This window comes from Sporosarcina luteola, assembly GCF_023715535.1.
Taxonomy (GTDB): Bacteria; Bacillota; Bacilli; order Bacillales_A; family Planococcaceae; genus Sporosarcina; species Sporosarcina luteola_B.
In genome coordinates, this window is record NZ_JAMBOI010000002.1 from 259,760 (window position 1) to 274,453 (window position 14,694).

Genomic DNA, 14,694 nt, shown 5'->3' on the forward strand with positions numbered 1-14,694 from the left:
TTCCGATACAGAGTTACATTACCCTCTTAAACATCTTTTCAATTTCATAAGTTGAGAAATGGATAAGGACTGGACGTCCATGCGGGCATGTATATGGATTCTCCGCATGCGACAGATCGTTCAGAAGTCTTTCCATGTCTGCAATCGATAAATGATGATTCGCTTTGATGGAACGCTTGCAACTCATCATGATCGCCGTCTCTTCGCGCAGCTTCCCGATATTCGTCCTCCGATTCGTCAACACCTGTTCTATCAATTCTTCGATAAGAGTCGACGCTTCTCCTGCAGGAAACCATGCCGGATATTCTTTTACTGTATATGAGGAGGGTCCGAATTCCTCCAGAAAGACACCGACTTCATTCAGCGCTTCCAGATTCTCCTCTATTTTCACCATTTCGTCGCCAGAATAATGGAAGATGAGCGGCATTAGCAACATTTGCCTTTCATCCTCTTCCACTTTACTTAATTTCTCCCTGAAGAATTCATATTTAATACGTTCTTGAGCAGCATGCTGATCAATCATGTAAAATCCGTCTTCGTTTTGAGCGACGATGTATGTGCCATGGACTTGACCGACTGGTACGAGCGGCGGGAATCTTTTCTCCTTCTTTTCAGTTGTTGCATCTATTTCAGGAACATGCACTTCCTGCTCAGACAGTATTTCCTGCACTTCCATTACCTTTTCGGGCTGATCCGTTTGCACTGGTTCTTGCTTGACAGGTTCGTAAACAGCTTGGAGCGGTTTCTTCTCAAACAGATTCGATTCAATTATCGACTCTTCCTGCTTAAACGGAGACACTTTCTGATCAACTTCGACCTTCTCTTGTGCTACTTCTCTTTCATTCCCAGTAGTTGCCGGCCGGAAGTCGTTCCAGATTGTCACTTGCTCGGAGGGCATTCTCTTGACTGGTTCCCGCTTCACGGCATCGGGGACGATAATTGACCGTTTAACCGCATCTCGGACAGCCGATTTGATGAGGTCGAACAGATCGCCCTCTTTGCTCATGCGTATATGCTGTTTGGAAGGATGCACGTTGACATCCGTCAAAAACGGGTCTGCTTCTACGTTGATGACTGCAATCGGGTACCTTCCAATTGGCAAATAGGTATGAAGGCCATCGATTACAGCCTGGTTTGCAGCATAACTCTTTACCCATCTTCCATTGACGATGAGCGTCATATAGTTTTTGGATGCTCTTGTCATCTCGGGCAACGTGACGTATCCATCCACTTTGAAGTCGGCGTTTTCCCCTGAAAATGACACCATCTTCCGCGCGACAGCCATTCCATAGATATCCGTGAGGACTTTCCGGCGATCCCCGCTGCCTGACGTATGCAGAACAGTCTGGCTGTGATGAGACAGCTTAAAAGCGATCTGAGGATGGCTGAGCGCCAGTCGGTTGACGAGATCGATCGTATGTCCAAGCTCTGTCTGGATCGTCTTCATATATTTCAGCCTTGCAGGCGTGTTATAGAAAAGTTGTGAAACCGTCATATCGGTCCCTTTTCTGAATGCTGCATTGGATTGTTTGATCACAATTCCGCCGTCCAGCTGCACTTCCGTACCTTCTGTTTCACCGTCAGACGTGAAGAGGCTGACCTTGGATACGGAAGCGATACTAGCGAGCGCCTCTCCTCTGAATCCAAGAGTCCTGATCCGGAACAGGTCATGTTCATTCGATATTTTGCTCGTTGCATGGCGCTCAAATGCAAGGACGGCATCGTGACGTGACATCCCTTTTCCATTATCTGTCACCCGAATAGACGTGAGCCCTGCTTCCTCAAGCGCAATCTCAATCGAAGTGCTGCCCGCGTCAATCGAGTTCTCTACCAATTCCTTCACAATCGAAGCCGGTCGCTCGACGACTTCCCCTGCTGCGATTTTATTGGACAATGAATCGTCCATGACTGAAATGATATCCACTAGATCCCTCCTTTTTGTCTTTTTGTCGTAGTAATGAATTCAATAGGCACCGGACACTATTGGTCAGTCCGCTTTAGTAGATGCACTCAATTGTTTTTGCCAATCTAGGATTAAGTTCATCGCCTGCATAGGCGTCATGTTCAATAAGTCCGCCTGTTTCATCTGATCTAGAACATCGATATCCAATTCAGATATCGAAGCAGTTTCTTCCTGCAAGTCGAAGAACGTCAATTGTTCGGATGCCGAAGTCGCGGCACCGAACTGTTCTGCGCTTTCAAAAGCATCAAGCAGCTCTTTCGCACGGACTACAATCGACTCCGGAAGGCCAGCCAGTTGGGCAACGTGAATCCCGTAGCTCTTATCCGCCGGCCCAGCCATCACTTTGTGGAGGAAGACGACTCTCCCTTCCTGCTCCATAGCGGCTACATGGACATTCGAGAGCCTTTCCAATTCCATGTCAAGCTTTGTGAGCTCATGATAATGTGTTGAAAACAATGTGTTTGCGCCAATTTCATCATGGATGAATTCCATCATCGCCTGAGCAAGCGACATTCCATCGTACGTAGATGTTCCTCTGCCGATTTCATCGAAGAGAAGCAAGCTGTTTCCGGTCGCATTTGCAATTGCATATTTTGATTCCATCATTTCCATCATGAACGTACTTTGGCCGGATGCAAGGTCATCCGCCGCCCCGATTCTCGTGAATATCTGATCCGTAACGGGAAGAATTGCAGATTCGCATGGCACATAGCAGCCGATTTGAGCCATGATGACCGTCAAAGCGACTTGACGCATGAATGTACTTTTACCAGACATATTCGGCCCGGTGATGAGCAGCATGTTTGCCTCTTCGGTCAATGTGCAGCTGTTCGGAACATATAATGAATGATCCATCATCTTCTCTACGACCGGATGTCTTCCGTTTTTTATTTCCAATGCCCGTCCGTCATGGAACTGCGGTCTGACGAACCGTTGCTTTTCGGACACCTCAGCGAATGAAAGTAGTACATCCAGCTCAGACAGGATACTTGCCAAATGCTGGACTCTGCGGATATGGTCTTTCATTTCATCACGCACAGCACAGAAAAGGCTATATTCAAGCTCCTGACCTTCAGCCTCGGCGTTCAGGATCAAATCTTCCTTCTCTTTCAACTCGGACGTAATATAGCGCTCCGCATTAGCAAGGGTCTGCTTACGTTCATAGCGGGTCAAATCTGCCAGATGGATATTAGATTTCGTAATTTCAATGAAATAGCCGAAAATGCGGTTGTAGCCGATTTTCAGGTTTTTAATACCTGTGCGTTCCCGTTCATCACGTTCGAGCCCCGCTAGCCATTCCTTGCCGTTTCTCGAAGCATCCCTATATTGATCAAGCTTTTCGTTATAGCCGTCTTTAATGATGCCGCCTTCTTTTACAGAAATAGGCGGATTTTCCGCTATCGACTTCTCCAACAAACCGAGTGCTTCCGTACACGGATCAATCTGCTCGGAAAAACGCTGCAGACGCTCGTGGCCGGATTGCTCCAGCGCATTTTTCAAATGAGGCACACATCGCAGGGAATTACGCAGCTGCGCTAGATCTCTTCCGCTGGCACTTCCCATGGAGATCCTGCCTGACAAACGTTCAAGGTCATATACTTCTTTCAACGATGTTTTCAAATCGTCACGAAGAAAGTAATCCTCAATCAAGTCCGACACGATTGTCAGTCTGTCCTCAATAGCAGTCCTGTCCGCAAGAGGCTGATGAATCCAAATTCTCAGTTTCCGGGCACCCATCGCTGTTGAAGTCTCGTCCAGAAGCCAGAATAGAGTTCCTTCCTTGCTTCCATTCCGGATTGATTGGACTAGCTCAAGATTGCGCATCGAATTGGCATCGATTGATAGTTTGCCTGACTTCTGTATGTATTCAAAAGGACGTAAGTGCTCCAAAGAGGACTTTTGAGTACGTTTCAAATAAGAAATCAGTATGTCGCACGCCTCACCCAACTCAAGCGGGACTTGCGATTGGTTGTCTTTAGAGCTATCATCACTATCCCCATTTTCCATAGAGAGGACAATATCCCTTTTGGCCATCCATTCATTCAAGCTAATATGCAATCGTTCCCGGACAACAATCTCTTTCATTCCAAGTGCCTCAATCTCGGCAATCAATGTTCGCTCATCACCTGTAACGATTTCCGCTTTCCCCTCACCTGTAGCAAGATCGACATAGGCTAACGCATAACGCCTTTCATCCAACTGGTCAGCAGCCCCGATGAAATGATTTGCATTGGCATCCAAGGATTTCCCTTCAGTAATCGTGCCCGGCGTGACAACTTTAACGACTTCCCGTTTCACAATCCCTTTCGCTGCCCTAGGGTCCTCCGTCTGTTCGCAGATCGCCACTTTATGGCCTTTTGAGACCAATGTCTCAATGTAGCCTTCCGCTGAGTGGTAAGGCACTCCGCACATCGGGATTTTGTCCGTGCTACCGCCATCCCTGCTCGTCAATGTAATTTCCAGGATATTGGATGCTTCTATCGCATCGTTGAAAAACAGTTCATAGAAGTCTCCTAAACGGAAAAAGAGGAACGCATCCTCATGTTCCGCTTTCACTTGTAAGTATTGTTGAATCATTGGTGTGTATGTAGTCATTCCAGAACCTCGCTAATCTTGCATTTTCTTATATTATATCAAAACATGCTGCTTCAAAGTAACAATGTGAAAAAGCCGGAGTTATCACAATAAAAAAAAGCCGGATGCTCCTTCCGGCTTAAAACGGGCGTGAATCTTTTCCTCTGTCCTCATGGCGCTTCTCTTCGTCTGCTTTGTGGTGGTCATGTTCATGGCTGTGGCCATGATGAGAAGAAGATTCGTCCTTGAATGACCATTCCTCTTCAAATTGATGTGGATGGACAGTGATACACACTTTTGTTTCACCAACGACTTCCGCTACCAATTCCCTTTCCACTTTAATGATGAATTTTTCACCGCATTCCGAGATGAGCGCTTCTGTGCAATTAGGATGCTGGACAACGTTTACGATGATTTCTTCTTGGCCGGATACCGGTTCGTCCCGATAGTGGAGCCTGATCTTATCCTTATACGGCACCGATTCCGAAAAGACGGATGTTTTTGAGTGGTCATGGTGCGAATACCATACATTCACGTCAAACTTACCTGTCACTTCGATGTATCGCCCCACTTTTTTCGCATGATGCGTGTGGTTGATCACCCAACAGCCCAATATGCTTGATGGATTATTCGGCGGCTTCAGAGAGACATTCGATTCCGTCCGCAGCTTCCCTTTTGCAATGACTGCCTTCGTCACAATTTGCCGTAAATTCTTCAGTTCGTTTCCTCCTTCGTTAACGTCTATTTATCCTATGCACCAGAAGCCCAGAAAGTGAAAAAAACCGACGAGGAAATTATCCTCATCGGTTTACATTATGATAACGGCTTATGCTGCGTACTTCTGACATATGAACCAGTTTCACCGCGACGTACATCTCCGCCTGTAGATTCAATAATTTCATCCGTCACACTATTGGCAATCGTGTTCGACACTAACTGGAGTAGTTGGTTCACGTCAAGCTGAGATTGCTTGAATTCTTGTACAATCGGAACTTCGTCGATTTCCGCTTGAATCGTTTCGATCTTTCCTTCAATGATTGCAAGTGCCCTCTCTTTTTCATACATTTGGAAGTTAACCGCTTGTGTTTGTAATGATTTTAAGCTCGCGATTTTTTCACGGATTTTTTGATTTTCATTGATTTGTGCTTCTGCACGTTTGAAGAATTCGACTTGCTCTGTATTTGCGATCATATGCGCAATTTCCCGGGCCTTTTCGATTATCTCTTCTTTTGTAAAATTTCTTTTCATTTTGACATCACCTTTTCCTCTTCTACGACGCCAATGAATTCGCCGTCAAGCGACCATGTTTTGGCTTCGATTATTTTTATATTGACAATTTCTCCGATCACAGAACGTGGCGCTTTGAAATTGACAAGTTTATTCTTCTCTGTATAACCGGCAAGCACATCGGGATTCCTTTTACTCTCTCCCTCGACTAGTACCTTGACTGTTTTACCTTGATATGGCTTCATCGCTTCCGCCGACATCTCATTGACGAGCTTGTTCAGGCGTTGCAGACGTTCCTTTTTCACTTCCATAGGAATATTGTCCACCATCTTTGCAGCAGGCGTACCTTCGCGTGGAGAATAAATATATGTATACGCCATTTCAAATCCTACTTCTTTGTACAAAGAAAGCGTTTCTTCAAATTGCTCGTCCGTCTCGTTCGGGAAGCCGACAATGATATCCGTTGTTAAAGTGACATTCGGAATAGCCGCCTTAATTTTAGAGACCAGTTCCAAAAACTGTTCCCTTGAATACTTCCGTGCCATGATTTTCAAGATATCGCTTGAACCCGATTGCACAGGCAAATGGATATGATCAAGCAAGTTACCGCCTTTTGCAAGCACTTCAATGAGATGGTCGTCGAAATCCCTAGGGTGGCTCGTAGTAAAGCGGATACGCGGAATATCGATCTTGCGAAGGTCATCCATCAAATCACCTAGGCGGTAATCGATATCATCGAAATCTTTGCCGTACGCATTGACGTTTTGCCCGAGAAGCATGATTTCCTTATATCCATGAGCGGCAAGCTGCCGAACTTCCTGGATGATATCTTGCGGACGTCTGCTGCGCTCTTTCCCGCGCGTGTACGGTACGATGCAATATGTGCAAAACTTATCACAGCCGTACATGATGTTGACCCATGCTTTTATATTGCCATGGCGCACTTTGGGAAGGTTTTCAATGATATCTCCTTCCTTCGACCATACTTCGATGACCATTTCCTTCGACATATATGCTTCGTGAAGAATATTCGGCAATCTATGGATATTATGCGTGCCGAAAATCATATCGACTTGATCGTATGTCTTCAAGATTCTATTGACGACCGACTCTTCCTGTGACATGCAACCGCAGACGCCAATGAGCAGATCCGGCTTTTCAAGCTTCAACGGCTTCAGATGTCCCAGTTCACCGAACACCTTGTTTTCTGCATTTTCACGGATTGCGCATGTGTTCAATAGAATGACATCCGCGTCGTTCACAGTGTCCGTGGCTTCGTAACCCAAACCCGTGAAAATGCCCGCCATTACCTCGGTATCGTGTTCGTTCATTTGACAACCGTATGTACGTATATAAAACTTACGTCCAGCACCCATGTCAAGAAAGCGCTCTTCAATTTGAAAATCGTCGTGGTAGGAAATTTCTTCTTTCCCACGCTTTTTAGCATCCTTTAAAGATGGAGGTGTATAGACAGTTTCAAAATATTTACTATAGTCCTTTTCCGGTGCAGATGCAGTTTTCACTGTAGCCGGTTTGACAAGCCCGGCTTCCAGGCGTTGTTCTTCATTCATGCAAAAACTTCCCCTTTCTTCAAACTTTGTGGGAATTGAACAGATTGACTTCATTATACATGAACATCTTATCACTTTGAAGTGGCTAAATTCTTTCATTTCCGGAATTGTAGGTGTTTTGGGCAACTGTGTGACAGCGGGGGCTTGCTAAAGACGCGAGGCGGCTGGAATTTGACGCGATTATAAAAAGCTGTCGAGAAAGTCATTATTAAGACTTTTTCGACAGCTCTTATTTTATTGCACTTAATTTCTTTTTCTTTTTTCAACTAACAGCTTCAATGCCGTTCTGCCTTCGCCGTTAATTTCAATATCGGTAAATGCCGGTGCGCAAACGAGGTCGCTTCCGCTTGGGGCGACAAATCCCCGTGCTATTGCGACTGCTTTGATGGCTTGGTTCAATGCGCCTGCACCGACAGCCTGCATTTCTGCGTACCCTTGATCCCTGATCACCGCTACGAGTGCTCCTGCGACGGAATTCGGATTAGAGCGGGATGATACTTTCAATGGACTCACCATGTTTCCTCCTTGTTTTCACGATGTCTATGGAATGTATTTATCCATAAGTCATCTTATGAAAAGAAAGAGATGATTAGACGCACATCATGCTTCGAATCGATGATCCTCATTAATCATAATGCGCTCGATTGCGACCGCTTTCCCGGTTTGGTCATTCAACTCAACATACAACCCGTTCAATTGGGCGCGTCCTCTTTTCGGCACTTCAAATCGGACAGGCAAATTCGTACGGAAACGGTAGATGACATCCTCTTTCTTCATTCCTAAGATTTCATCATACGGTCCAGTCATTCCGGCATCCGTCAAATATGCCGTACCGCCTGGCAATATTCGCTCATCCGCCGTTTGAACATGAGTATGGGTCCCTACGACTACAGATGCTTTTCCGTCCAAATGCCATCCCATTGCAATCTTTTCACTCGTCGCTTCTGCATGGAAATCAACGAAGATGAGCGGAGATAGTTGGCCGGCCTTTTCAATCAATTCCTCGGCCTTGTCAAACGGATCGCCATGTGGAGGAAGGAAGGTACGGCCATGCAAATTGATGACTGACAACGTCACGCCATTTTTTGTAATTGTCGTCATCCCTTTTCCTGGAGCCTCATCTGAAAAATTCGCTGGACGAATCAAGTAATCTGTTTCATCAATGAAATCGTATATTTCCTTTTGGTCCCACGTATGGTTGCCCATTGTTACGATATCGACTCCCGAACGGAGTAGATCATCGTAAATCGCTCTTGTAATGCCTCTTCCGGATGCGGCATTTTCACCGTTGGCGATGACTACATCCGCCTTGTATTTTCGTTTCAATCGTGCGATATGATCAAACACCATGTCCCTTCCGATTGATCCTACAATATCACCTATAAAAATTACCTTCATTTTTTGCAACCTCTTTCTACTAATAAGAACTTAATTTGAAATGATAAGAAAATGACTCCTGGACCATGGATGGACAGGAGTCATTTTCATCATTTTGCATATTCGACTGCACGCGTTTCGCGAATGACCGTCACTTTGATGTGACCCGGATAATCGAGTTCTTCCTCGATCCGTTTCCGAATATCCCTAGCCAGGCGATGAGCTGTAATATCATCAATCTGGTCTGGTCGTACAATGATGCGGACTTCACGGCCCGCTTGAATGGCGAATGATTTTTCCACGCCCTCGTATGATTCCGAAATCTCTTCGAGTTTTTGTAGTCTACGAATATAATTTTCCAGTGTTTCACTGCGTGCACCCGGCCTAGCTGCCGATAATGCGTCAGCAGCAGCTACCAGTACTGCGATGACTGAAGTTGCTTCCTCGTCGCCATGATGGGAAGCGATACTGTTGATGACAACAGGGTGCTCCTTGTACTTCGTTGCAAGCTCAACTCCGATTTGGACATGGCTTCCTTCGACTTCATGGTCGATTGCCTTTCCGATATCGTGGAGAAGACCTGCACGCCTTGCAAGAGTGACGTCTTCGCCAACTTCAGCTGCCAACAATCCCGCAAGATAAGCGACTTCAACAGAGTGCTTTAGGACGTTTTGACCGTAGCTTGTACGGAAATGCAATCTTCCAAGGATTTTGATCAGATCCGGATGCAAATTATGAACGCCTACATCGAATGTAGTCTGTTCCCCTTTTTCACGGATCAATTCATCCACTTCCCTACGCGCCTTATCCACCATCTCTTCAATGCGCGCCGGGTGGATCCTGCCATCTTGCACGAGTTTTTCGAGTGCGAGGCGGGCAGTTTCACGACGTACAGGATCGAACCCGGAAAGGATTACAGCTTCCGGCGTATCGTCGATGATCAGATCGATACCAGTCAGTGTTTCCAATGTCCTGATATTTCGACCTTCCCTTCCGATGATACGGCCTTTCATTTCATCGTTCGGCAAGTTCACGACAGACACGGTTGTTTCTGCAACATGGTCTGCTGCAAAACGTTGCAATGCAAGGGAAAGGATTTCACGGGCTTTCTTTTCAGATTCCTCTTTTGCACGTTGCTCCGACTCTTTCGTCATTACTGCGATATCTGTGGAAAGTTCCTTCTCGACGTCATCCAGGATGATCCGTTTCGCTTCATCCCGTGTAAGAGCCGAGATTCTTTCAAGTTCCGTCTGTTGTGTCGCAACAAGATCTTCCGCCTTGCGTTCCATTTGTTCAATATGCTGTTGTCTACTGGATAGCGCATCATCTTTGCGTTCCAGCCCTGCTTCTCTTTTATTGAGAGCATCATCTTTGCGGTCTAGATTTTCTTCCCGTTGCAAAAGGCGGTTTTCCTGCTTTTGCAGTTCCGCTCTTCGTTCACGGATTTCTGATTCCGCTTCAATTCTCAGTTTGTGATTTTCATCTTTCGCTTCTAACAGTGCCTCTTTTTTCAAAGCCTCCGCTTCACGTTTCGCATCTTCCACGATTTGTTCGGCAGAGTTTTTGGCACCCGTCACTCTCGAATCATTCACTTTTTTGATAACTAAATAGATAACAACTGCACCGACGAATAGACCGGCCAAAGCGGAGATGATGATTCCGATGATTCCATCTGGCATCCAGGTCACCTCCTCCTGCTATTCTTTTCGTTTTCAGTCGGCTCGTATATTAACATTCAACATACTGCCATTATGATTTCATTGGTGTGAAATTATACAATTCTAATTGTATCTATGAAATTTTGACATGTCAAGGATTGTAAAGCTTGAGACTATGTTTTCCGAAGCTTACCGCTCGCTTTCCGTGGGCGAGCGTCGAACGGACGCTTCTCCAAACCGAATAGCTTTTAAAACTTCAAATACAAAACGGACCGCCCATTGAAGGCAGTCCGCATATAATCAATTATTTTTCTTCTTCTAGAAGTAATAGATCTAGTTCTTCTTCGTCCTCGCTATGCGCTGCAATAACGTAGTTGGCAGCAGCCATCCCATAAGAAGCACGGATTTTGTTTGCGATTTCCGAACGGATATCCGGGTTTTCCTTCAGGAATGTCTTCGCATTTTCACGTCCTTGGCCAAGGCGCTCTCCTTCATAGGAATACCATGCGCCGCTCTTTTGTACAATTTCAAGCTCGGCACCAAGGTCGACGATTTCACCTTCTCTGGAAATCCCTTCCCCATACATGATATCCACTTCCGCAGTACGGAATGGAGGAGCGACTTTGTTTTTCACGACACGAATACGTGTTTTGTTACCCATGATGTCGTTTCCTTGTTTAATAGCTTCACCACGACGTACTTCCAAACGGACCGACGAATAGAATTTCAATGCGCGACCGCCAGGTGTCACTTCTGGATTTCCGAACATGACGCCTACTTTTTCACGGATTTGGTTGATGAACACTGCAATGGTCTTCGATTTATTGATAGCGCCGGACAATTTACGAAGAGCTTGGGACATGAGACGGGCTTGCAAGCCGACATGAGAGTCGCCCATTTCCCCTTCGATTTCCGCTTTTGGCACCAATGCTGCAACGGAGTCAATGACGACGATATCGATTGCACCGCTTCGAACGAGTGCTTCTGCAATTTCAAGCGCTTGTTCGCCCGTATCAGGCTGGGATAATAGCAATTCATCAATATTCACGCCAAGCTTTTGTGCATAAACCGGATCCAGCGCATGCTCAGCATCGATAAACGCTGCTTGTCCGCCTGAAGCTTGTACTTCCGCAATTGCATGCAATGCAACAGTTGTCTTACCGGAGCTCTCTGGTCCATAGATTTCAATGACGCGTCCTCTTGGATAGCCGCCAACCCCTAATGCTGCATCCAAAGCAAGCGAGCCGGTTGAAGACGTTGAAATCTCCCGATCGGTCTTTTCCCCCAATTTCATGACAGAACCTTTCCCGAATTGTTTTTCAATTTGTTTCAAAGCTTGGTCCAAAGCTGCTTTACGATCGCTCAAAAACGATTCCTCCCTTAAAAGGCGTTATTCTTTTCTTCCTGTCTCTACTATACTCCTTTTATGAGAAATACTCAAATGAAAAACGAACGCTTATTCGATTTATTTTATCAAAAACAATTTTTAAATGAGAATGAGGCTCAAAAATGTATTTTAAATGAGAATAGGGGGCAAAAATCAAATTCCCGATTCCCTTTTCTTCATTTCTTGAATGAGATAATAGAGAGCGAATCTGGCTGCGCGTTTCCGGTTGGCATTTCTGGATCCTGAAAGGTTCAGTTTATATGTTTCCACTTTTCCATCCTGCAAAGTAATCCCGATCCATACAGTCCCCATCGGTTTTCCGTCATGCGGATCCGGTCCGGCCGCACCCGTCAATCCAATGCCGATGTCCGAACCGAATTTCCGTTTTACATTCCGCGCAAGTGCCGCTGCGCATTCCGGACTGACAACGCCGAACTCATCCAGCAAGGAAGCAGGAATATCCAACTGGACCTTCTTAGCTTCCTCATCATAGACGACCACGCCGCCTTTCAGGGAGGAACTGATGCCTGGTACATCAGCCAATTCCGCCATAAAGAGACCAGCTGTCAAGCTTTCAGCAGCGGCGATTGTCAACTGGCTTCCTATTAATAATTCAGCCGCTTTTGATGACAACGTATCATCGTCTGTGCCGTAGATGAATTGACCGACCAATGAACGGATTTCTGCTTCTACAGGCGCTATAAAGTTTTTCGCCGCCTCAATCGATTGAGCTTTTGCAGTTAATCGTAAAATCACTGAATCTGGTGATGCCAAAGGGGCAACTGTCGGATTTGTCTGGTTCTCCAAAATCGACTGGACCCGATACTCGAGCTCTGCTTCGCCAATTCCGTAAAATTTCAATACACGGGAAACGATGACTTCACGTTTCCCTAAAGTCCCGAGTAAATAGGGAATCGCTTCATTTTCAAACATCGGTCCCATCTCATGAGGCGGTCCAGGTACTAAAATATAACTTATACCATTCTTTTCAATAGCCATTCCGGGTGCCATCCCGTGATTATTCATCAAAACTGTCGAACCAGAGAGCACAAGCGCCTGCTTCTTGTTATTTTCAGTCATTATCCTGCCTGTCCGATTGAAATACGCTTCAATGGATAATAGTGCTGACTGATCGCTTTCAAGTTCAGCCCCAAGCATCTTGGCAATCGTTTCTTTCGTCAAATCATCCTTTGTCGGACCTAGCCCTCCTGAAAAGACGATAAGGTCGACACGGTTCTGCGCAATCATTATCGCTTCCTCTAACCTTTTAGGATTGTCCCCGACGACAGTATGGTAGTACACATCGATGCCGGCTTCTGCAAGACGTGAAGAAATGAACGCCGCATTCGTATTTGTAATCTGGCCTAATAGAAGCTCCGATCCTACTGCGATGATTTCCGCTTTCATTCCGACATCTCCTTACATGGAGTCAAGTAAGACCCTCCGGTTTTTATAAAAATAGTCCGCGCCTGACCAAATTGTAAAGAACAAGGCAATATAAAGCATGATCGAACCGAATGGAAAATTGATCGCTTCAAAGAAAATGTTATTAAGCAATAGCGAAGCGATAGCGACCAGTTGAGTCGCTGTTTTTATTTTCCCCAATTGGTTTGCTGCCACTACTTCACCGCCACCCGCAAGGATAAGCCTCAATCCCGTGACGGCGAACTCTCTGCTGATGATAATGATGACGATCCATGAAGCGGCAGATCCCAATTCAACTAAAATGATGAGCGCAGCTGAAACGAGAAGTTTATCCGCGAGCGGATCAAGAAATTTCCCCATATTCGTTACAAGATTATATTTCCTCGCCAAATGGCCATCGAACCAGTCTGTTGCTGCGGCAATGATGAACAACAACGCACCGATCAGATGCTCCACGGAGAGAATGGTGCCTCCAATTGCAAATGATCCTAATCCGAAGTCCACCACCATGAAAATAATGAATATCGGGATGAGCACAATTCGGGACACTGTAATTTTATTTGGTAAATTCAATAGACTCACCTATCCTTCCGGAATGAAAAAAGTCATCTTTGTAGATGACTATTTTTCATTTCTCATATTCTATAAAAATGTTTTGCGGTGACTTGTCTGTTACATACTCAAGCTTTTCCCCATTTACATAGATATCCGCAAATGAGGTCACCGCAACACGAATACGTACATGTTCAACATCCGAAACATCCAACTCAATCGTTTCGCCGTTTTTCATAACCCTTGCTTGCGTTGTGAGTTCTTCTTTGTTTTCGTTCTGTACGCCTATCCAAGTATCTCCAAATGTATCGATTTTCAGCTTGAATTCATCAGCGTCCGTCAAAGTATACGTAGAATCTTCCCCACTTGTGCCTACGTACGTGAGAGCTTGTTCCTTCACTACTTCCTCTGGTTCTGGATCGGTCTCAGTCGTCTCTTCCTTATCAGAATCGTCACCAGACGCACCGCCGTCTGTATCGGTATTGCCTGCAGGCGGCTGATTGCTATCCATCGTAATTGGATTGTCCGGCTCCACATCCATCCCCGTTTTATTGGAAGCGTTCTTTTGGAAGAATGTCCAGATAACAACGATGATGACGATAATGAATAATGCCACAATAAGTTTCGGAAACAACTCATTTAGACGGCTGTTGCCTAATCCGCGGCTTCTCGACATGGGAGGAGTGAGCTGCGCATTCTCTTCTTCGAGTTTTTCATGCATGGCCGATTCTTTATATAAGGATAACATTTCATCGGAATCCAAACCGACAGCTTCCGAATACTGCTTGATGAACGCACGTACATAGAAAGCGCCGGGCATCATGCTGTAATCTTCATTTTCAATACCGGAAAGGTACCGTTTTTGAATTTTAGTTATCGATTGCAAATCATCCAGTGAATATCCTTTAGCTGTTCTCGCCTCTTTAAGACGATCACCTAATCCGGTCAATTTTATCACCT

Annotated in this window: 12 protein-coding genes; all 12 read right to left on the reverse strand. The window is 45.5% G+C overall.

What is annotated here, in order from left to right; genetic code table 11:
* Nucleotides 1–13: 13 nt before the first annotated feature.
* Nucleotides 14–1,924 (reverse strand): DNA mismatch repair endonuclease MutL, encoded by a 1,911-nt coding sequence (gene mutL / locus M3191_RS04820; RefSeq protein WP_353056507.1) that lies wholly within the window; start codon nt 1,922–1,924, stop codon nt 14–16.
* Nucleotides 1,925–1,987: 63 nt separating this feature from the next.
* Nucleotides 1,988–4,558 (reverse strand): DNA mismatch repair protein MutS, encoded by a 2,571-nt coding sequence (gene mutS, locus M3191_RS04825; RefSeq protein WP_251698568.1) that lies wholly within the window; start codon nt 4,556–4,558, stop codon nt 1,988–1,990.
* 118 nt (nt 4,559–4,676) lie between these two features.
* Nucleotides 4,677–5,234: an outer spore coat protein CotE gene (gene cotE, locus M3191_RS04830; protein ID WP_251694752.1), complete on the reverse strand. Its 558-nt coding sequence runs from the start codon at nt 5,232–5,234 to the stop codon at nt 4,677–4,679.
* A gap of 116 nt (nt 5,235–5,350) precedes the next feature.
* A complete protein-coding gene (locus M3191_RS04835; RefSeq protein ID WP_251698569.1) occupies nt 5,351–5,785 on the reverse strand; it encodes a RicAFT regulatory complex protein RicA family protein in 435 nt (144 codons plus the stop codon).
* The gene (gene miaB / locus M3191_RS04840; RefSeq protein WP_251698571.1) at nt 5,782–7,335 is read right to left on the reverse strand and encodes a tRNA (N6-isopentenyl adenosine(37)-C2)-methylthiotransferase MiaB; all 1,554 of its coding nucleotides are present in this window, start codon (nt 7,333–7,335) and stop codon (nt 5,782–5,784) included. Before miaB ends, M3191_RS04835 begins: the two co-directional genes overlap by 4 nt.
* Before the next feature lie 243 nt (nt 7,336–7,578).
* Complete coding sequence (locus M3191_RS04845; protein ID WP_251624091.1) at nt 7,579–7,848, reverse strand: stage V sporulation protein S; 270 nt, start codon at nt 7,846–7,848, stop codon at nt 7,579–7,581.
* A gap of 87 nt (nt 7,849–7,935) precedes the next feature.
* Nucleotides 7,936–8,733 carry a TIGR00282 family metallophosphoesterase gene (locus M3191_RS04850; RefSeq protein ID WP_251698573.1) on the reverse strand — a complete coding sequence of 266 codons (798 nt, stop codon included), beginning with the start codon at nt 8,731–8,733 and terminating at the stop codon, nt 7,936–7,938.
* Nucleotides 8,734–8,822: 89 nt separating this feature from the next.
* Nucleotides 8,823–10,391, reverse strand: coding sequence for a ribonuclease Y (rny, locus tag M3191_RS04855; RefSeq protein WP_251698575.1), 1,569 nt, complete (start codon nt 10,389–10,391; stop codon nt 8,823–8,825).
* Nucleotides 10,392–10,674: 283 nt separating this feature from the next.
* Entirely contained in the window at nt 10,675–11,736 is a 1,062-nt protein-coding gene (gene recA / locus M3191_RS04860; protein ID WP_251694756.1) for a recombinase RecA, read from the reverse strand.
* A gap of 174 nt (nt 11,737–11,910) precedes the next feature.
* Nucleotides 11,911–13,164: a competence/damage-inducible protein A gene (locus M3191_RS04865; protein WP_251698577.1), complete on the reverse strand. Its 1,254-nt coding sequence runs from the start codon at nt 13,162–13,164 to the stop codon at nt 11,911–11,913.
* A gap of 12 nt (nt 13,165–13,176) precedes the next feature.
* Nucleotides 13,177–13,755, reverse strand: coding sequence for a CDP-diacylglycerol--glycerol-3-phosphate 3-phosphatidyltransferase (gene pgsA, locus M3191_RS04870; RefSeq protein ID WP_251698579.1), 579 nt, complete (start codon nt 13,753–13,755; stop codon nt 13,177–13,179).
* 55 nt (nt 13,756–13,810) lie between these two features.
* A complete protein-coding gene (locus M3191_RS04875) occupies nt 13,811–14,683 on the reverse strand; it encodes a helix-turn-helix domain-containing protein (RefSeq protein ID WP_251698581.1) in 873 nt (290 codons plus the stop codon).
* Nucleotides 14,684–14,694: the final 11 nt, after the last annotated feature.

Excerpts from the sequence above, each read along its gene's own strand:
- mutS (WP_251698568.1), bottom strand. The coding sequence starts at position 4,558 with ATGACTACATACACACCAATGATTCAACAATACTTACAAGTGAAAGCG.
- M3191_RS04835 (WP_251698569.1), bottom strand. The coding sequence starts at position 5,785 with ATGAAAAGAAATTTTACAAAAGAAGAGATAATCGAAAAGGCCCGGGAA.
- miaB (WP_251698571.1), bottom strand. The coding sequence starts at position 7,335 with ATGAATGAAGAACAACGCCTGGAAGCCGGGCTTGTCAAACCGGCTACA.
- M3191_RS04850 (WP_251698573.1), bottom strand. The coding sequence starts at position 8,733 with ATGAAGGTAATTTTTATAGGTGATATTGTAGGATCAATCGGAAGGGAC.
- rny (WP_251698575.1), bottom strand. The coding sequence starts at position 10,391 with ATGCCAGATGGAATCATCGGAATCATCATCTCCGCTTTGGCCGGTCTA.
- M3191_RS04865 (WP_251698577.1), bottom strand. The coding sequence starts at position 13,164 with ATGAAAGCGGAAATCATCGCAGTAGGATCGGAGCTTCTATTAGGCCAG.